Origin of the sequence: Streptomyces sp. NPDC087859 (assembly GCF_044742595.1) — a bacterium.
Classification (GTDB): domain Bacteria; phylum Actinomycetota; class Actinomycetes; order Streptomycetales; family Streptomycetaceae; genus Streptomyces; species Streptomyces canus_F.
The window spans coordinates 589,783-606,969 of the sequence record NZ_JBIUUU010000002.1; the positions used below are offsets into that span (position 1 = coordinate 589,783).

18 protein-coding genes and 1 tRNA gene are annotated in these 17,187 nt (G+C 69.9%); 11 read left to right on the top strand and 8 right to left on the bottom strand.

Features of this window, described 5'->3' with window-relative positions; all coding sequences use genetic code 11:
- Positions 1–81 precede the first annotated feature (81 nt).
- From ACIOHP_RS06635 to xerC, 3 genes are read left to right on the top strand one after another with little or no spacing between them, the layout of a single operon-like run.
- A complete protein-coding gene (locus tag ACIOHP_RS06635; protein ID WP_401884138.1) occupies positions 82–1,407 on the top strand; it encodes a replication initiator in 1,326 nt (441 codons plus the stop codon).
- Positions 1,404–1,592: a helix-turn-helix domain-containing protein gene (locus ACIOHP_RS06640; RefSeq protein ID WP_093721939.1), complete on the top strand. Its 189-nt coding sequence runs from the start codon at positions 1,404–1,406 to the stop codon at positions 1,590–1,592. Before ACIOHP_RS06635 ends, ACIOHP_RS06640 begins: the two co-directional genes overlap by 4 nt.
- Positions 1,592–2,758, top strand: a complete 1,167-nt coding sequence (gene xerC, locus ACIOHP_RS06645) for a tyrosine recombinase XerC (protein ID WP_401883931.1) — start codon at positions 1,592–1,594, stop codon at positions 2,756–2,758. Before ACIOHP_RS06640 ends, xerC begins: the two co-directional genes overlap by 1 nt.
- Positions 2,759–2,837: 79 nt before the next feature.
- Here xerC and ACIOHP_RS06650 read toward each other — a convergent pair.
- From ACIOHP_RS06650 to ACIOHP_RS06660, 3 genes are all read right to left on the bottom strand, one after another.
- A tRNA-Pro gene (locus tag ACIOHP_RS06650) sits at positions 2,838–2,911 on the bottom strand.
- A 42-nt stretch (positions 2,912–2,953) separates the two neighbouring features.
- Positions 2,954–3,751, bottom strand: a complete 798-nt coding sequence (locus ACIOHP_RS06655; RefSeq protein WP_401883933.1) for a Pr6Pr family membrane protein — start codon at positions 3,749–3,751, stop codon at positions 2,954–2,956.
- A gap of 143 nt (positions 3,752–3,894) precedes the next feature.
- Positions 3,895–4,821, bottom strand: coding sequence for a metallophosphoesterase (locus tag ACIOHP_RS06660; protein ID WP_401883935.1), 927 nt, complete (start codon positions 4,819–4,821; stop codon positions 3,895–3,897).
- A 109-nt stretch (positions 4,822–4,930) separates the two neighbouring features.
- Here ACIOHP_RS06660 and ACIOHP_RS06665 point away from each other — a divergent pair, with 109 nt between their 5' ends.
- The gene (locus ACIOHP_RS06665) at positions 4,931–5,398 is read left to right on the top strand and encodes a GatB/YqeY domain-containing protein (protein ID WP_361552965.1); all 468 of its coding nucleotides are present in this window, start codon (positions 4,931–4,933) and stop codon (positions 5,396–5,398) included.
- Positions 5,399–5,482: 84 nt separating this feature from the next.
- Here the strand turns inward: ACIOHP_RS06665 and ACIOHP_RS06670 are convergent, their stop codons facing one another.
- A complete protein-coding gene (locus ACIOHP_RS06670) occupies positions 5,483–7,756 on the bottom strand; it encodes a transglycosylase domain-containing protein (RefSeq protein WP_401883937.1) in 2,274 nt (757 codons plus the stop codon).
- Between the two features lie 493 nt (positions 7,757–8,249).
- On the opposite strand from ACIOHP_RS06670, the gene wblA reads away from it, so the two are divergent.
- On the top strand, positions 8,250–8,588 hold the full coding sequence (gene wblA / locus ACIOHP_RS06675; RefSeq protein WP_063757766.1) for a transcriptional regulator WblA: 339 nt from the start codon (positions 8,250–8,252) through the stop codon (positions 8,586–8,588).
- A gap of 33 nt (positions 8,589–8,621) precedes the next feature.
- On the opposite strand, the gene ACIOHP_RS06680 is transcribed toward wblA, so the two are convergent.
- Both ACIOHP_RS06680 and ACIOHP_RS06685 read right to left on the bottom strand, forming a co-directional pair.
- A complete protein-coding gene (locus ACIOHP_RS06680; protein WP_401883939.1) occupies positions 8,622–9,938 on the bottom strand; it encodes an ArsA family ATPase in 1,317 nt (438 codons plus the stop codon).
- Positions 9,935–10,912 carry an ArsA-related P-loop ATPase gene (locus tag ACIOHP_RS06685; RefSeq protein ID WP_361552956.1) on the bottom strand — a complete coding sequence of 326 codons (978 nt, stop codon included), beginning with the start codon at positions 10,910–10,912 and terminating at the stop codon, positions 9,935–9,937. The genes ACIOHP_RS06680 and ACIOHP_RS06685 overlap by 4 nt, the downstream gene beginning before the upstream one ends.
- A 95-nt stretch (positions 10,913–11,007) precedes the next feature.
- Between ACIOHP_RS06685 and ACIOHP_RS06690 the strand changes: the two genes are divergently transcribed.
- Genes ACIOHP_RS06690 through ACIOHP_RS06705 form a run of 4 tightly spaced genes read left to right on the top strand, consistent with a single transcriptional unit; the run spans position 11,008 to position 13,381 of the window.
- The gene (locus tag ACIOHP_RS06690) at positions 11,008–11,166 is read left to right on the top strand and encodes a DUF4177 domain-containing protein (RefSeq protein ID WP_003967454.1); all 159 of its coding nucleotides are present in this window, start codon (positions 11,008–11,010) and stop codon (positions 11,164–11,166) included.
- Complete coding sequence (locus tag ACIOHP_RS06695; RefSeq protein ID WP_046260287.1) at positions 11,163–11,630, top strand: RidA family protein; 468 nt, start codon at positions 11,163–11,165, stop codon at positions 11,628–11,630. The genes ACIOHP_RS06690 and ACIOHP_RS06695 overlap by 4 nt, the downstream gene beginning before the upstream one ends.
- 54 nt (positions 11,631–11,684) lie before the next feature.
- Positions 11,685–12,554 (top strand): NUDIX hydrolase, encoded by an 870-nt coding sequence (locus tag ACIOHP_RS06700; RefSeq protein ID WP_401883942.1) that lies wholly within the window; start codon positions 11,685–11,687, stop codon positions 12,552–12,554.
- On the top strand, positions 12,551–13,381 hold the full coding sequence (locus ACIOHP_RS06705) for an MBL fold metallo-hydrolase (protein WP_361552950.1): 831 nt from the start codon (positions 12,551–12,553) through the stop codon (positions 13,379–13,381). The genes ACIOHP_RS06700 and ACIOHP_RS06705 overlap by 4 nt, the downstream gene beginning before the upstream one ends.
- A 36-nt stretch (positions 13,382–13,417) precedes the next feature.
- Here the strand turns inward: ACIOHP_RS06705 and ACIOHP_RS06710 are convergent, their stop codons facing one another.
- Entirely contained in the window at positions 13,418–14,239 is an 822-nt protein-coding gene (locus ACIOHP_RS06710; RefSeq protein WP_401883944.1) for a nucleotidyltransferase domain-containing protein, read from the bottom strand.
- 235 nt (positions 14,240–14,474) lie between these two features.
- The gene (locus tag ACIOHP_RS06715; protein ID WP_266824125.1) at positions 14,475–15,149 is read right to left on the bottom strand and encodes a Crp/Fnr family transcriptional regulator; all 675 of its coding nucleotides are present in this window, start codon (positions 15,147–15,149) and stop codon (positions 14,475–14,477) included.
- 276 nt (positions 15,150–15,425) lie between these two features.
- On the opposite strand from ACIOHP_RS06715, the gene nth reads away from it, so the two are divergent.
- Positions 15,426–16,370, top strand: coding sequence for an endonuclease III (gene nth, locus ACIOHP_RS06720; RefSeq protein WP_401883946.1), 945 nt, complete (start codon positions 15,426–15,428; stop codon positions 16,368–16,370).
- A 91-nt stretch (positions 16,371–16,461) separates the two neighbouring features.
- A complete protein-coding gene (locus tag ACIOHP_RS06725; RefSeq protein ID WP_361552943.1) occupies positions 16,462–17,151 on the top strand; it encodes a CoA pyrophosphatase in 690 nt (229 codons plus the stop codon).
- Positions 17,152–17,187 lie beyond the last annotated feature (36 nt).

Sequence of the window (17,187 nt, forward strand, 5' to 3'; positions counted from 1 at the left end):
TTCCTCCCGACCTAGCCAGCCAGAAGGAGAAACGCCATCTTCACCCGCACCACTCCGGCCCCACTCCCGGAACTCGCGAACCTGGCCTCGCAAGGCACCCTCCCGGGTATCCTCCGCCAGCTCTCCACCCTCGGCGGCTGCACCCACCCCATCCGCCTCGACGGTCACCGCACCGAGTACGACGTCGACACCACGACCGGCGAGATCGGCGCCGCCCTCCACCACCTCGACTCGACCAGCCTCCCGGCCGGCCAACTCCTCGTCCGCTGCAACAACCGCCGTACGACCCGCTGCCCGGCCTGCGCGGAGGTCTACCGCCGCGACACCTTCCACCTGATCACCGCCGGACTGCGCGGCGGCAAGGGCACCCCGGAACAAGTCGGCGCCCACCCACGCGTCTTCGCCACCTTCACCGCCCCCGGCTTCGGCCCGGTCCACAACCGCCGCACCGACGGCCGCCCCTGCCGCTGCGGTGCGCACCACGACCAGGACGACGAAGCACTCGGCACCCCGCTCGACCCGGACGCCTACGACTACGAAGCCGCCGTCCTCTGGAACGCGCACGCCGGTCAGCTCTGGCGGCGCTTCTCGACGTACCTGCGCCGTGAGGTCGCGAAGCGCGCGGGCCTGTCACAGCGCAGGCTCCGCGACCACGCCCGCGTGTCCTTCGCCAAGGTCGCCGAGTACCAGAAGCGCGGCTCCGTCCACTTCCACGCGGTCATACGCCTCGACGGTCCAGGCGGAGGAGACACCCCACCCCCTGTCTGGGCCACCGCCGAGCTGCTCACCGACGCCATCGACGCTGCCGCGACCAAGGCCAGCGTTGACGGCCCGGTCATCGACGGCCGCGCCCACACCTTCACCTTCGGCCGCCAACTCGACGTCCGCACCATCCGATCCGCCGATTTCAACGACGGCCAAGAGCTGACCGAGCGAGCCGTAGCCGCGTACATCGCCAAGTACGCGACCAAGGGTGCCGAGACAGCAACGGGAGCTCTCGATCGCCCACTCAAGTTCGCCGCCGAGCTGGCCCAGTTCGACATCAGCGACCACGCCCGCCGCCTGGTCCGAACCGCCTGGACCCTCGGCGCCCGCAAAGACCTGGAACACCTCCGCCTACGCGCCTGGGCCCACATGCTCGGCTTCCGCGGCCACTTCTCCACCAAGTCCCGCCGCTACTCCACCACTCTCGGCGCCCTCCGTGACGCCCGTGCCGAATGGCGCCGCGCACAAGCCGCAACCGCCAACACCCCCACCACCGACACCACGTACGTCCTCGCGCACTGGGTCTTCGCAGGTACGGGCCTCTCGCCCACCGAAGCCTGGCTCGCCGCGAGCCTCCACGCTGACGCGGCTCCCTCAGAACCCCACTCCAGCCGCCCCGACCAGGAAGGAACCGTTGCATGACCACGGCCGCGCCTGAACTGCTCACCGTTCCGGAGGTCATGACGCGGCTCAAGCTCGGCCGCACCAAGGTGTACGACCTCATCCGCACCCGGCGCCTGGTCTCCATCAAGGTCGACGGCTGCCGCCGCATCCCCGACACCGCCGTACGCGCCTTCATCCGGGGCCAGATGGGAGAAGCGGCCTGATGACGAAGCGCCGTAGCCGCGGTGACGGCGGTCTGCACTGGGACGAGAAGAGACAGCGCTGGATCGCCACGGCGAACCTCGGCTTCGACCCGAGCGGCAAGCGAATCGTGAAGCGGGGGAGTGGCAAGACCAAGACGGAGGCGAAGAACAAGCTCAAGGAAGTACTGCGGGACCACGAAGACGGCCTCGCCATCGCCCCCACCAACTACACGGTCAAAGACGCGGTGACGGACTGGCTCACGTACGGCCTGGCCGGTCTCGACCCCAGCACCGTCGAGACCACAACCCTCCTCAGCCAGAAGCACGTCATCCCGTCGCTCGGCGCGCGCAAGCTCCGTGACCTCAGCGCGGAGGACGTAGACCGCTGGTTGGCCACCAAGGCGAAGACGCTCAGCACGCGCACGCTCCAGGGCCTTCACTCCTGTCTGAACCGCTCGGTCAAGCGAGCCATGGCGCGAGACAAGGTGAAGCGCAACGTCGTCGAGCTCTGCTCGGTGCCTCAAGGCCAGGCCGGTCGCCCGTCCAAGGCGCTCACGTTCGCCCAAGCTGAGGCAGTACTCAAAGGGGCCGAAGGAACCTCGATGTACGCATACATCGTCGTCGCCCTGCTGACCGGCGCCCGTACCGAGGAACTGCGCGCCCTCACTTGGGATCACGTCTTCCTGAAGGGGCGTCCCGACTTCGATCCGCCGCAGCCTCCGCACATCGCCGTCTGGCGGTCTGTCAGGCGGAGCGGGGACACCAAGACCCGCAAATCCCGGCGCACCCTCGCCCTGCCGGCGCGCTGCGTCGAAGCTCTCTGGCAACAGTTCGAAGATCAGGGATGGGATCGGCTCGCCGCCGATGACGCCTGGGAGGAACACGGCCTTGTCTTCTCCTCGGCCGTCGGGAAGCCGCTCGACGCCGCCAACGTCCGCCGCGCCTTCCGCCAAGCACTCAAGGACATCGACGGGGTCGACGCTTCCGAGTGGACACCCCGGGAGCTCCGGCACAGCTTCGTGTCGCTGCTCTCCGACCGGGGCGTCCCGTTGGAGGAGATCTCCCGGCTCGTCGGACACTCCGGTACGGCGGTCACCGAGGAGGTCTATCGCAAGCAGATCCGGCCCGTGATCCAGACCGGTGCCGTGGTCATGGATGGCATCTTCGAACGCGGCCCAAAGCGGTAGTCACGCAGATAGACACGCACGCAGAAACAGGTGAGGCACCTACCGAAATCGGTAGGTGCCTCACCTGCTGTTTTGGCTGTCGGGGTGGCGGGATTTGAACCCACGACCTCTTCGTCCCGAACGAAGCGCGCTGCCAAGCTGCGCTACACCCCGATGTCGCTGCTTGTCCTGCTTGTCGCGGCGACGACGTTTACTTTAGCCCACTGGTGGCTGGAGACGAAATCCGGTTTTCGCGCGGTGATGGGCGCGATGGCGGAGGGGGTTCGGGCGGGCGTGGTCGAGGGCTACGAGGAGGACGGCGAGGGCGTAGAAGGAGAGGCCGAGGAGGAGGGCGTTGCCGAGGACGCTCTTGTAGCCGTGGAGGTCGACGTCGAGGAAGGCGTAGAGGTAGCGGGCCGGGGTGCCGGGGAGGAGCAGTTCGCCCCGGGTGAAGGAGAAGGCCAGATAGGCCATGGGGTAGAGGAGCCAGGTCGCCGCCCGGCGGAGGCGGAAGCCGCCGGGTGCGGTCAGGAACAGCCAGTCCACGACCGCCGCGATCGGCAGCCCCGTGTGGAGGGCGTGGTTCGCCAGGGACTGCCAGCCGGTCGGGGGAGCCGTCCCGCCCGTCATCGAGAACGGGGTCGTCGCGTCGGCCAGAAGCAGGTGGTACACCGAGCCCGCGATCAGGACGTACAGGAGCGTCGCGCCCGTCAGGGCGGCCGGCAGCGGGCGGCGGGCGCTCCACGCGCGCTTCGCCGACAGCACGGACACCAGCGCCAGCAGGATCGCGCTCTGGATCGAGAAGTAGCTCAGCACACGGGCCGGGCTGCCGAGGAGCAGGTCGATCGTCACGGCCGCCGCGGCCGCGAGAGCGACCAGCAGGCGGTACACGGCGGCCAGGGGGCGGCGTACGGGGGCCACCACCGCCGTGGCGGGGACGGCGGAGGGCAGCAGCGCGGGCACGCCCGGGATCGCGGGGAGGTCCGGGATGTCCCTGGGTATCGGGGTGGTCATGCCGTCACGCTAAACACCCCCGACAAAAGGGGCGATACGGGCGGGCCGTGCGGGTTACCCCACGGCCCGGCACCCACGGCCCCCGCCCGGCACCCACGGCCCCCGCCCGGCACCCGCGCCCCCGCCCGGCACCCGCACGGCAGCTACCCCCGCGCCACCAGCGTCAGCAGCGTCGCCTCCGGCGGGCACGCGAACCGTACCGGCGTGTAGCGGTTCGTCCCGCACCCCGCCGAGACATGCAGATACGACGTCCGGCCCTCGGCCGTGTGCGTCGACAGACCCTTCACCCGTTCCGTGTCCAGGTCGCAGTTGGTGACCAGCGCCCCGTAGAAGGGGATGCACAGCTGCCCGCCGTGCGTGTGGCCGGCGAGGATCAGGGGGTAGTCGTCGGCGGCGTACGCGTCCAGGACGCGCAGATACGGCGCGTGGACCACGCCCATCGAGAAGTCCACGGAGGACGACGGGCCGCCGGCCACCTCCGCGTACCGGTCACGCTTGATGTGCGGGTCGTCCAGGCCGGTCAGCTCGATCGACATGCCCTCGACCTTCAGGGTGCCGCGGGTATTGGTCAGGTTGAGCCAGCCCGCGGTGTCGAAGGCGTCCCGCAGGTCCTCCCACGGGTTGTGGACCACGCCTACGGCGGGCGGGTTGCCGTTCAGGCCGTGGCGGCCGCTCGCCTTCTCCAGCAGATAGCGGGCGGGGTTGCGGGGCCTGGGGCCGTAGTAGTCGTTGGAGCCGAAGACGTACGCCCCCGGGAACTCCATCAGCGGACCCAACGCGTCCAGGACCTCAGGGACGCCCTCGGGGTCCGAGAGGTTGTCACCCGTGTTGATCACGAAGTCGGGGCGCAGGCCCGCCAGCGAACGCAGCCAGCGCTGCTTCTTGCGCTGACCGCCGACCATGTGGATGTCGGAGACCTGGAGCATGCGCAGGGGTCGCATGCCGGCAGGGAGAACGGGGACCGTCACCCGTCGGAGGCGGAAGGAGCGGGCTTCGAAGCCCGCCGCGTACACCAGACCGGCGGCGCCAGCCGCCGCGATCGACAGAGGTACTCCGTATCGCGCGCGCATGGCCCCATCGTGTCAGACCCGGCAAGTACCCTGTCGCCCGCCGTCCTTTGAAGCCGGTCGCCTTAAATCGATGGGCGTCCGGCCTCGCGCACCTGCGAGAATCAGTCACATGACCACCAAGCTCAAGTCGAAGCTGCAGGAAGACCTCACTGCCGCGATCAAGGAGCGCGACGAGCTCCGCTCCTCGACGCTGCGCATGACGCTCGCCGCGATCACCAAGGAGGAGGTCGCGGGCAAGGAGAAGCGCGAGCTCTCCGACGACGAGGTCCTCAAGGTGATCACCAAGGAGGCGAAGAAGCGCCGCGAGGCGGCGGACGCCTTCGCCGAGGGTGGTCGTGCCGAGTCGGCCGAGCGGGAGAAGGCGGAGGGCGAGGTCCTCGCCACGTACCTGCCCAAGCAGCTGTCCGACGAGGAGCTGACCGACATCGTCGCCCAGGCCGTCGAGGAGGCGAAGGCGGCGGGCGCCGAGGGGCCGCGGGCCATGGGCGCCGTCATGAAGATCGTGAACCCGAAGGTCGCGGGCCTGGCGGAGGGCGGCCGAGTCGCCGCCACCGTGAAGAAGCTGCTGGCCGGCTGACCGACCGCGCCGAACGGCGAACGGCCCCTTCACCGTCGTACAGAGATCTCTCTACGACGGTGAAGGGGCCGTTTCGTCTAGCTGCTAGCCGTTGCGGCCGCCGTTCCCGTTGTTGCCCTGGAACAGGTCCTCCGGGATGGAGAAGGTCGGGTCCGGGAAGGCGCCGCCGTCCGTGCCGCCGTTGTCCGAGCCGCCGTCGTTGTCGCCGTTGTCCCCGTCGCCGTTTCCGTTGCCATTCCCGTTTCCGTTGCCGTTCCCGTCGCCGTCCCCGTTGCCGCGGTCCGGGTTGTCGGGGGGAAGCTGGATGTAGTTGAACTGCGGGGCGTCCTTGCCCGCGAGGGCGCCGGTCATGGCGTCCTTCCAGATCGGGCCCGGGACCTTGCCGCCGTAGACGAGGTCGTTGTACTCGCCGCCGATCGTGATGTTCTTCATCTCGACCTTCTGGGAGGCGCTGCCGACCCAGACCGCGCCCGACAGGTTCGGCGTGTAGCCCACGAACCAGGCGTTCTTGCGGGAGTCCGTCGTACCCGTCTTGCCGGCGTTGTCACGGTCGGAGAGGCCCGCCGTCTGGCCGGTACCGGAGTCGACCACGCCCTTGAGGAGCTGGTTGACGGTGTCCGCGGTCGTCTCGGACATGGCGCGCGAGCAGGTCGACTTGGGCACCTCGAGCGACTTCTGCTGCTGGGCGACGCGCTGGGTGATCGACTCGATGGCGACCGGCGTGCAGTACATGCCGCGGGAGGCGAAGGCCGCGTACGCGGTCGCCATCGTCAGCGGGGAGATGCCCTTGGAACCCAGCGCGATCGCGGGCACCTCGGGGAGCTTGTCGCCGTTGCCCTGCACGACCTGGAGCTTGTTGGTCATGTTGACCACGGGGCACAGGCCGATGTCGGAGATCATCTGCACGAAGTAGGTGTTGACCGACAGCTCCATCGCCTTGCGCAGGCGGTAGGGGCCCTTCTCCGACTCCGACTCGTTCTCCAGCTTCTCGCCGTTCAGGTTGACCCACGGCTTGCTGTCACAGGTCTGGACGGGGCTCGGGTACTCCATCTGGTACGGCGACGAGTACTCCTGGTTGGCCGGCCGGCCCTCCTCCAGCGCCGCCGCCGCGACGAACGGCTTGAACGTCGAACCGGTCGGGAAGCCGTAGTTGGAGCCGCCCATGCCGTAGCCGACCGAGTAGTTGATCTCGGTCTCGTTCTTGCCGTAGCCGTACGGCTTCGACTGGCCCATGCCGATGATCTTGCCGGTGCCGGGCTCGACGAGGGTGGCCGCGGCCGCGACCTTGTCCGACTTGTAGACGTGGTCCTTGAGCGAGGCCTGGACCGAGTCCTGCGCCTGCGGGTCGAGGGTGGTCTTGATCGTCAGACCGCCCTGGTTCCAGACCTTGGCGCGGTCCTCCTTGGTCTTGCCGAAGACCGGGTCGCTCTTGAAGACGGCCTCGACGTACTTGCAGAAGAAGCTGGCGCCCTTCACGGCGGTGATGCAGCCGTTCTTGGGCTGGCTGACCTTGAGGCCGAGCTTCTCCTCCTGGGCCTTGGCGGCCTCCGCGCGGGAGATGTCGCCGACCTCGGCCATGCGCTGCAGCACGATGTTGCGCCGCTTGATCGCCTCGGCCTCGTCGTTGATCGGGTCGTACCGGCTGGGCGACTGGACGATGCCCGCGAGCAGCGCCGACTGGGCGAGGGTGAGGTCCTTGGCGGACTTGGAGAAGTAGCGCTGAGCGGCGGCCTCGACTCCGTAGGCCTGCTGGCCGAAGAACGTGATGTTCAGGTAGTTCTCGAGGATCTTCTTCTTGCCCAGCTCCTCCTCGACCTGGATCGCGTACTTCAGTTCGCGGATCTTGCGGCCGAGGGTCTGCTGGGTGGCCTGGGCGACCTTCGTCGGGTCGTCGCCGGCCTCCTCCACGAAGACGTTCTTCACGTACTGCTGGGTGAGCGTGGACGCGCCCTCGGCCACCCCGCTGCTCTGCACGTTCTTGTTGAGCGCGCGCAGCACGCCCTTCAGGTCCACCGCGCCGTGCTGGTAGAAGCGCGAGTCCTCGATCGCGACGATCGCCTTCTGCATGTACGGCGAGACGTCCTTGAGCTCGACGACCGTGCGGTCGCGCGAGTACACCGTGGCGATCTGGCCGCCCTTGGCGTCGAGGATCGTGGTCCGCTGGCTCAGCGGCGGCGTCTTCAGATTGGCCGGGAGCTCGTCGAAACTGTCGACCGACCCCTTGGCCGCGAGCCCCAGTGCACCGAAGGCGGGCAGCGCGATGCCCGCCAGCACCGCACCCGAGAGCACGCTGACACCGAGGAACTTGGCGGCCTGCTGGGCGGGGGACAGGCCACCACCGGAGCGCTTCTTCGACATGGGGGCAGCCTAATCCGTACTCATGAGCGTTCGGAGGGAGCGCTTGCTCCTCGGGATGTTCGGCGGCCTTTTCGCGCGCATGGCAAAGAGAGCGCCTACCTTCTCATTCGCCGGACACGCGCGCAGGCCTTGGCCTAAGCTGCTCTCAACTGTCACAGCAGTGCGGCCACGTATCAATACGTCCGGCGACCCCGAATCGTTCCGGATGTTCCCCAAGTTTTTGATGGGGACGTGTCCGAATCCGCCTTGTGTGTCACCTGGTGCCCGTTGTGACTCAACTGAACTGTCCCGCTTTGTCGGGATGATCACGCATGTCGCCAGCTCACTCCCCCGGGTGATCTGCCGCTTACGCATAGTCCGTTCGGGCCATTCAAGATTGGGCCCGAAGGGGGTGTTGCGCTGTGCCCACCTTCCGTAACGTCCTCAACTGGCGGCGGTGAATATGCCGCTGCCGCCGTGGGGGAGCCTCGATTCGGGAGAGGACGGCGCCGGTATGGGCTGGGTAACCGACTGGAGTGCGCAGGCGGCCTGCCGCACTACCGATCCAGATGAGCTGTTCGTTCAAGGAGCAGCGCAGAACAGGGCCAAGGCGGTGTGCACCGGATGCCCGGTGCGCACGGAGTGCCTGGCCGACGCGCTCGACAACCGCGTCGAGTTCGGCGTGTGGGGAGGCATGACGGAGCGGGAACGCCGTGCGCTGCTGCGCAGGCGGCCCACTGTGACCTCCTGGCGCCGGCTCTTGGAGACCGCGCGTACGGAGTACGAGCGAGGGGTCGGCATTCTGCCCCTCGACGACGATGAGGTGTACGAGAACTACGCGGCGGTGGGCTGAGGGCGAGCCCCCTGGGGGTCCGTCCGCTCCGGCTCAGCCGTCCGCGGTCTCGGGCAGCTCCGGCCGGCCGGCCGCGAGCCGTGTTCCGATGTCTCGCAGCCCCGCGAGGTCGTGTACGTCGCCGGGCAGCGCGGCCACCTCTGCCACCGCCACTTCGGGGTGGAGCGCGGTGAAGCGGTCACGCGTGCGCTGCTCGCGGGAGAGCAGCCGCATACGCTCGGCATGCAGCCTCAACAGGCCTGCGGTGAGTTGTTCGACGGTCCGGTCCGCGGCAGGGGAGCCTTCGGCGGACACCGGATCGGATGCGGGGGACTCTGAACTGCCGTCTGTGTCGGGAGAGTTACGAACTCCAGCTTTCCCGTCCTCCTGATCGACAATGCGGGACTCCTCAAGATTTTCCGCGGCGGCGAGTGCCCGCTCGGCCGACAGCCGGGCGGCGCCGCTGCCGTGGACCCGGTTGAGCACCAGCCCCGCGAGCGGCATGTCCTCCGCGGCCAGCCGCTCCACGAAGTACGCGGCCTCCCGCAGCGCGTCCCGCTCCGGCGCCGCGACCACCAGGAACGCCGTGCCGGGCGCCTGGAGCAGTTTGTACGTCGCGTCCGCGCGCGTGCGGAACCCGCCGAACATCGAGTCCATGGCGGACACGAACGTCTGGACGTCCTTGAGCAGTTGTCCACCGAGCAGCTTGCCCAGCACGCCGGTCATCATCGACATCCCGACGTTCAGGAACTTCATGCCCGCCCGGCCGCCGACCTTCGCGGGGGCCAGCAGGACGCGGATCAGCTTGCCGTCGAGGAAGGACCCGAGCCGCTTGGGCGCGTCCAGGAAGTCCAGCGCGGACCGGGACGGCGGGGTGTCCACGACGATGAGGTCCCACTCGTCGCGGGCCCGCAGCTGGCCCAGCTTCTCCATCGCCATGTACTCCTGCGTGCCCGCGAAGCCCGCCGAGAGCGACTGGTAGAAGGGGTTGGCGAGAATCGCGGACGCCCGCTCGGGGTCCGCGTGCGCCTCGACGATCTCGTCGAAGGTGCGCTTCATGTCGAGCATCATCGCGTGCAGCTCGCCGTCGCCCTCGACGCCCTTCACACGGCGTGGGGTGTTGTCGAGGGAGTCGATGCCCATGGACTGGGCGAGCCGGCGGGCCGGGTCGATGGTCAGGACGACGACCTTGCGGCCGCGCTCGGCGGCCCGGAGGCCCAGCGCCGCCGCGGTCGTGGTCTTGCCGACGCCGCCCGAGCCGCAGCACACCACGATGCGCGTCGCCGGATCGTCGACCAGCGGGTCCAGGTCGAGCATGCGCGCGGGGGAGAGGCGGTGCTTCCGGGCCTGCCCCTCGACGACCGGACTCATGACATCCCCTGCTTCCGCAGTTCCGTGGCCAGCTCGTACAGACCCGCCAGGTCCATGCCCTCGGCGAGCAGCGGCAGTTCGTGCAGCGGCAGGCCCAGTTCGGCGAGCACCGCGCGCTGTTCGTGCTCCAGCGCGTACCGCTCGGCGTACTCCTCGGCCTGGGCCAGGAGCGGGTCCACCAGCCGCTCGGCATGCCCGCCGCGCCGCGCCCCGCCGAGCCCGGCGGCGGACAGCGACTGTGCGAAGGAGGAACGAGTGGTGCCCCGGACGAGTTCCACCTCGTCCGCGTCCAACACCTCCGGGCGCACCATGTTCACGATGATCCGCCCCACCGGCAGCTTCGCCGCCCGCAGTTCGGCGATCCCGTCCGCGGTCTCCTGGACGGGCATCTCCTCCAGCAGCGTCACCAGGTGCACGGCCGTCTCCGACGACTTCAGCACCCGCATCACCGCCTGCGCCTGGTTGTGTATCGGCCCTATCTTCGCGAGTCCCGCCACCTCGTCGTTGACGTTGAGGAAGCGGGTGATGCGTCCGGTGGGGGGTGCGTCCATCACGACGTAGTCGTAGGCGAACCGCCCGGACTTCTCCTTGCGGCGCACCGCCTCGCACGCCTTGCCGGTCAGCAGGACGTCCCTGAGACCGGGCGCGACCGTGGTGGCGAAGTCGATGGCGCCGAGCTTCTTCAGGGCGCGTCCGGCTCCACCGAGCTTGTAGAACATCTGGAGGTAGTCCAGAAGGGCCAGTTCGGGATCTATGGCGAGGGCGTACACCTCCCCGCCGCCCGGTGCGACCGCGATTTTTCTCTCCTCGTAGGGCAATGCCTCCGTCTCGAAGAGCTGTGCGATGCCCTGGCGGCCCTCGACCTCGACGAGAAGCGTGCGCTTCCCCTCGGTGGCCAGGGCCAGCGCGAGGGCCGCGGCCACCGTCGTCTTACCGGTGCCGCCCTTGCCACTGACGACCTGGAGCCTGCTCACGTCTTCGAGCGTAACCATTCGACGCGGGTACCAACCGGCAGGCTGTGCATAACGCGGGCGGAGCCTGTGTGTGGTCAGCGGCTAAAGTCGGCCACATGACCAAGTGGGAATACGCAACCGTGCCGCTGCTCGTCCATGCCACGAAGCAGATTCTGGACACCTGGGGCGAGGACGGCTGGGAGCTCGTCCAGGTCGTGCCCGGGCCGAACAACCCCGAGCAGCTGGTGGCCTACCTGAAGCGGGAGAAGGCGTGAGCGCGGTCGAGGCGAAGCTCGCCGAGCTCGGGCTGACGCTGCCGGAGGTCGTCCCGCCGCTGGCCGCGTACCAGCCGGCCGTGCAGTCGGGCGTGTACGTGTACACCTCGGGCCAGCTGCCGATGATCGAGGGCAAGCTCCCGGTCACCGGCAAGGTGGGCGCGGAGGTCACCCCGGAGGAGGCCAAGGACCTGGCCCGCACCTGCGCGCTGAACGCGCTGGCGGCCGTCAAGTCGGTCGCCGGTGATCTCGACCGCGTCAAGCGTGTGGTGAAGGTCGTCGGGTTCGTGGCGTCGGCGTCGGACTTCACCGGCCAGCCGGGTGTCATCAACGGCGCGAGCGAGCTGCTGGGCGCGGTCCTCGGCGACAAGGGCGTCCACGCGCGCAGTGCGGTCGGGGTGGCGGTGCTGCCGCTGGACGCACCGGTGGAGGTCGAGGTCCAGGTGGAGCTCACCGAGGCATAGCCGCACCTCCGGGCACCTCTCGAACATTCGCGCACCACGGGATAGCCTCCGCCCATGGCGAATGGGCAGTGGTTTCCGCAGGACTGGCCGGAACGTATCCGTGCGCTCGCCGACGGCACGCTCACCCCGGTCGTCCCCAAGCGCGCGGCCACGGTCATGCTCCTCAAGGACACCACCGCGGGTCCCGTCGTGCACATGCTGCGCAGACGCGCCTCCATGGCCTTCGCCGGAGGCGCGTACGCGTATCCGGGCGGCGGTGTGGACCCCCGCGACGACGACCACCAGATCCGCTGGGCGGGCCCCACGCGCGCGTGGTGGGCCGAGCGGCTCGGCGTCGACGAGGCGGAGGCCCAGGCCATCGTCTGCGCGGCCGTACGCGAGACGTACGAGGAGGCGGGCGTCCTGCTCGCCGGGCCGGCCCCGGACTCGGTGGTCGGTGACACCACGGGCGAGGAGTGGGAGGCGGACCGCGAGGCCCTGGTCGCGCGGGACGTGAGTTTCGCCGAGTTCCTGGAGCGTCGCGGCCTGGTGCTGCGCTCGGACCTGCTGGGCGCCTGGACCCGCTGGATCACCCCGGAGTTCGAACCCCGCCGCTACGACACCTGGTTCTTCGTCGCCGCCCTCCCCGAGGGCCAGCGCACCCGCAACGCCTCCACGGAGGCGGACCGAACGGTGTGGATCGGACCGGCCGAGGCGGCGGCGTCGTACGACAAGGGCGAACTGCTGATGATGCCGCCCACGATCGCGACCCTGCGCCAGCTGACGCCGTACGACACCGCGGGCGAGGCCCTCGAGGCGGCCCCCGCCCGTGATCTGACCCCCGTCCTGGCCCGGGCGCGTCTGGACGGTGACGAGATCGTCCTGTCCTGGCCGGGGCACGACGAGTTCACCAAGCACATCCCGACCGGTGGAGCCCCCGCATGACGGACGCCGCAGCCCTTCCCGGCCAGCCGAGGGGCGGGGTGCTCTCGGGCCCCGCCACCCCGAGGGCCGTCAACGTCCTGGCGCCCAACGCGTCCGCGATGACCCTGGACGGCACGAACACCTGGATCCTCGCCGAGCCCGATTCCGAACTGGCCGTCGTGGTCGACCCCGGGCCGCTGCACGAGGGGCATCTGCGCAACGTCGTGGACACCGCAGAGAAGGCCGGCAAGCGCATCGCCCTGACCCTGCTGACGCACGGTCACCCGGACCATGCCGAGGGCGCCGTGCGGTTCGCCGGGCTGACGGGCACGAAGGTGCGCGCGCTGGACCCGGCGCTGCGGCTGGGCGACGAGGGTCTGGGCGCCGGGGACGTGGTCGGGGTCGGCGGCCTGGAGCTGAGGGTCGTACCGACGCCGGGGCACACCTCGGACTCCCTGTGCTTCCATCTCCCGGCCGATCAGGCGGTTCTGACGGGGGACACGGTCCTGGGACGCGGTACGACGCTCGTGGCGCACCCTGACGGCCGCCTGGGCGACTATCTGGACTCCCTGAGGCGTCTGAGGTCCCTCACGGTCGACGACGGCGTCCACACCGTCCTCCCGGGCCACGGACCCGTCCTGGAGGACGCACAGGGGGTGGTGGAGTTCTATCTCGCCCACCGCGCCCACCGGCTCGCCCAGGTGGAGACGGCCGTGGAGGACGGGTACACGACGCCGGGCCAGGTCGTCGCGCACGTGTACGCGGACGTGGACCGGTCCCTGTGGCCGGCGGCGGAACTGTCGGTGCGGGCGCAGCTGGACTATCTGGAGGAGCACGGGCTGATCTAGCCGGGTGGGGCGCCTGCGCGGCACGCGCGCGTACGCCTAGTCCGGACGCGGCGCCTTCACCCCGTGCACGCGCGTGTACTCCTCCGCCAGCCACGGCCCGAGATCGTCGACGTACGACATGAGCACGTCCCGGTCGCCGCGCGGCGCGTACCCCCGCACCGCTGCCGCCCGCATCCGCGCGGCCCGCTCCGGGTAGTACGCGCCGAACGCCTCCGCCATCTCCGTCAGATCGCTCGTCCAGCCGTTCCAGCGGGGCATCACGAGGGTGAAGCCGGTGCGGACGAGGTGGCGGGACATGAAGCGCACGAGGGGGCGCAGGGCCTCCTCGGAGTCGCCCGCGCGGGAGATCCGCTCGCGCCAGCGCGGCAGCAGCAGGGCGAGGTCGCCGTTGGTCTCGCGGGCGAGCCGTGCGTCGGGGCGGTAGCGCGGCAGGTACTCGGCGAGGTCGTCGCCGAGCAGCGGGGTGCACAGACAGGCCACGAACCACCCCAGGTCGTACGTCTCCGCCTCGCTCAGCAGCCGCGCCCGGCTGTGGAGCAGCGTCCCGGCCCCGTCGATCTCCGGGAAGTCCTTGTCCAGCTCCGTGTCGAGCGCCCGGGCCGCCTCGCGGTCCGCGTCCGTCGGTTCCTCGTGGAGGGCGACGAGCAGGTCGAGGTCGCTGCGGCCCACACGCGCGGTGCCGCGCGGGATCGACCCGTAGAGGTACGCGCTGTGCAGTCGCGCTCCGAACAGGTCCAGCAGCCGGTCCCGCGCCACGGCGACGACCGGCCGGAAGGCGTGCGGCACGCGCGCGAGGGATCCTTCGCGCTCGAGGTAGCCCTGGACGTCGAGACCCTTGCGCAGAACGGTTTCGGCCATGGGCTCACTGTGCCGCCACAAGGGGGCAGGAGCGGCGGATTTACGGCGCGGCCGAACGGGCGTCGGTCTCTTTGCGCCGGTCCGGGAAATCTCAGCCCGTCCGGCGATCGAGGACGAGGCCGTTCAGGCCGAAGAGGAGTCTGGGGGCGCAGCCTCCAGACCTCACGGCCACACGGGCGAGGGCCCGCCTCTCAGTGAGACGGGCCCTTCGAAGTCGTACGGCCGGGACCGAGCGTCAGCGGGAGCGCTTCGCGAGTCGCTCCACGTCCAGCAGGATCACCGCGCGGGCCTCCAGGCGGAGCCAGCCGCGCTGGGCGAAGTCGGCGAGGGCCTTGTTGACCGTCTCGCGGGAGGCGCCGACCAGCTGGGCGAGCTCTTCCTGCGTGAGGTCGTGGACGACGTGGATGCCCTCCTCGGACTGCACGCCGAAGCGGCGCGAGAGGTCGAGGAGCGCGCGGGCGACGCGGCCGGGGACGTCCGAGAAGACGAGGTCGGACATCTGGTCGTTGGTCTTGCGCAGTCGGCGGGCGACGGCGCGCAGCAGCGCGGTGGCGACCTCGGGGCGGACGTTCAGCCAGGGCTGGAGGTCGCCGTGGCCGAGGCCGAGCAGCTTGACCTCGGTCAGCGCGGTGGCGGTCGCCGTGCGCGGGCCCGGGTCGAAGAGCGACAGCTCGCCGATCAGCTCGCCGGGGCCGACGACGGCGAGCATGTTCTCGCGGCCGTCGGGGGAGGTGCGGTGGAGTTTGACCTTGCCCTCGGTGACGACGTAGAGCCGGTCGCCCGGGTCGCCCTCATGGAACAGGGAGTCGCCGCGCGCGAGGGTCACCTCACTCATGGAGGCGCGGAGCTCCGCGGACTGCTCGTCATCGAGCGCCGCGAAGAGCGGGTTGCGCCGCAGAACGTCGTCCACGAGTTCTCTCCTTGTCGACCTGCTCAGGGGATCTTGCTCCCCCTTGGTACCAGGGGACCGTGTTCCCCATTTTGCCGGACGGTCCAAACAGTGTGATCTGTCACAAGGATGCCGCACAGGTGTCCCGGGGTAAGCGGCAGGGGTCCAATCGGGCGCCGATCTTCCGGGTCCGGGGCGATTGTCGGTGCCGGGCTCTAGGCTGGCCGGGTGTCCAAATCGCCGGTGAGAGCACAGGCCAAGGGGGCTGGGCGGGTGGCTGTACGTCGAGATTCCGCTGTGGGCGAACAGAACCCCGGTGGCGGAAAGAAAACGGCAAAAGTGACAAAGAAGGCTGCGGTGAAGAAGGCTCCGGCGGTGGTGAAGCAGGCGGCCGAGAAGAAGGTCCCCGTGAAGAAGGCCGTGGCGGGAAAGGCTCCGGCCAAGACCGTCGCCGCCAAGCCGGCGAAGGCCGAGTCGCCCGCCGCGCTGGTGCGCCGGGCCCGCCGGATCAACCGCGAACTGGCCGAGGTGTTTCCGTACGCCCACCCGGAGCTGGACTTCGAGAACCCCTTCCAACTCGTGGTCGCCACGGTGCTGTCCGCCCAGACGACCGACCTGAGGGTCAATCAGACGACCCCCGCGCTCTTCGCCAAGTACCCGACCCCCGAGGACCTGGCCGCCGCCAATCCCGAGGAGGTCGAGGAGATCCTCCGTCCGACCGGCTTCTTCCGGGCCAAGACCAAGTCGGTCATAGGGCTGTCCAAGGCGCTGGTGGAGCAGTTCGGCGGCGAGGTCCCGGGTCGCCTGGAGGACCTCGTCAAGCTGCCCGGCGTAGGCCGCAAGACGGCGTTCGTCGTCCTCGGCAACGCCTTCGGGCGGCCCGGCATCACCGTGGACACGCACTTCCAGCGGCTGGTGCGGCGCTGGCAGTGGACCGCCGAGACCGACCCCGACAAGATCGAGGCCGCGATCGGCGCGCTGTTCCCGAAGAAGGACTGGACGGACCTCTCGCACCACGTCATCTGGCACGGCCGCCGCATCTGCCACGCCCGCAAGCCCGCCTGCGGCGCCTGCCCCATCGCCCCGCTCTGCCCGGCGTTCGGCGAGGGCGAGACGGACCCGGAGAAGGCGAAGAAGCTCCTCAAGTACGAGAAGGGCGGCTTCCCCGGGCAGCGGCTCAACCCTCCGCAGGCCTACCTGGACGCGGGCGGGAAGGCGGCGCCGCCGCTGGGGGCCGGATGAGGGGCGGCACCGGGGGCACGGGCGGGCCGGCGCGGCTTGAGGAACGATCTCGGGGCGGCCGGGCGTTGGACTCGCAAGGACGGGGGTGGCGATGACGCGCGCGAGCAATGCACAGGGCGTGGCGCTCAGCAAGGAGGGTCTGCCGCAGTGGCTGGACCCGGTGGTGCGGGCGGTGGAGACGGTCGAGCCGGTGCAGCTGAGCCGGTTCCTGCCGCCGGCGGACGGGGCGGGGCGGCAGTCGGCCGTGCTGATCCTGTTCGGCGAGGGGGAGCGCGGGCCCGAGCTGCTGCTCATGGAGCGGGCCAGCTCGCTGCGGTCCCATGCCGGGCAGCCCTCCTTCCCCGGCGGTGCCCTCGACCCCGAGGACGGCGACCCGAAGGGCGACGGGCCGCTCAGGGCCGCCCTGCGCGAGGCCGAGGAGGAGACCGGGCTCGACCCGGCGGGCGTGCAGCTCTTCGGCGTGCTGCCCAAGCTCTACATCCCGGTCAGCGGCTTCGTCGTGACCTCGGTGCTGGGCTGGTGGCGCGAGCCGACCCCGGTCGGAGTCGTGGATCCGAACGAGACGGCGAGAGTCTTCACCGTTCCCGTGGCGGATCTCACCCATCCCGACAACCGGGCCACCACCGTCCACCCCAGCGGCCACCGAGGCCCGGCATTCCTGGTCGAATCGGCCCTGGTCTGGGGCTTCACGGCCGGAATCATCGACCGCCTGCTGCACTACTCGGGATGGGAGCGCCCCTGGGACCGGGAGAAGCAGGTCCCGCTCGACTGGCGGTCATGACAGGGTGTCTGCCGTGTTGTGTCGTGTGATGAGGCG

Bases quoted from the DNA above. Each gene is read 5' to 3' on its own strand.
- ACIOHP_RS06640 (WP_093721939.1), top strand. From the start codon at position 1,404: ATGACCACGGCCGCGCCTGAACTGCTCACCGTTCCGGAGGTCATGACG.
- xerC (WP_401883931.1), top strand. From the start codon at position 1,592: ATGACGAAGCGCCGTAGCCGCGGTGACGGCGGTCTGCACTGGGACGAG.
- ACIOHP_RS06655 (WP_401883933.1), bottom strand. From the start codon at position 3,751: ATGACCACCCCGATACCCAGGGACATCCCGGACCTCCCCGCGATCCCG.
- ACIOHP_RS06660 (WP_401883935.1), bottom strand. From the start codon at position 4,821: ATGCGCGCGCGATACGGAGTACCTCTGTCGATCGCGGCGGCTGGCGCC.
- ACIOHP_RS06665 (WP_361552965.1), top strand. From the start codon at position 4,931: ATGACCACCAAGCTCAAGTCGAAGCTGCAGGAAGACCTCACTGCCGCG.
- ACIOHP_RS06670 (WP_401883937.1), bottom strand. From the start codon at position 7,756: ATGTCGAAGAAGCGCTCCGGTGGTGGCCTGTCCCCCGCCCAGCAGGCC.
- wblA (WP_063757766.1), top strand. From the start codon at position 8,250: ATGGGCTGGGTAACCGACTGGAGTGCGCAGGCGGCCTGCCGCACTACC.
- ACIOHP_RS06680 (WP_401883939.1), bottom strand. From the start codon at position 9,938: ATGAGTCCGGTCGTCGAGGGGCAGGCCCGGAAGCACCGCCTCTCCCCC.
- ACIOHP_RS06690 (WP_003967454.1), top strand. From the start codon at position 11,008: ATGACCAAGTGGGAATACGCAACCGTGCCGCTGCTCGTCCATGCCACG.
- ACIOHP_RS06700 (WP_401883942.1), top strand. From the start codon at position 11,685: ATGGCGAATGGGCAGTGGTTTCCGCAGGACTGGCCGGAACGTATCCGT.
- ACIOHP_RS06705 (WP_361552950.1), top strand. From the start codon at position 12,551: ATGACGGACGCCGCAGCCCTTCCCGGCCAGCCGAGGGGCGGGGTGCTC.
- ACIOHP_RS06710 (WP_401883944.1), bottom strand. From the start codon at position 14,239: ATGGCCGAAACCGTTCTGCGCAAGGGTCTCGACGTCCAGGGCTACCTC.
- ACIOHP_RS06725 (WP_361552943.1), top strand. From the start codon at position 16,462: ATGACGCGCGCGAGCAATGCACAGGGCGTGGCGCTCAGCAAGGAGGGT.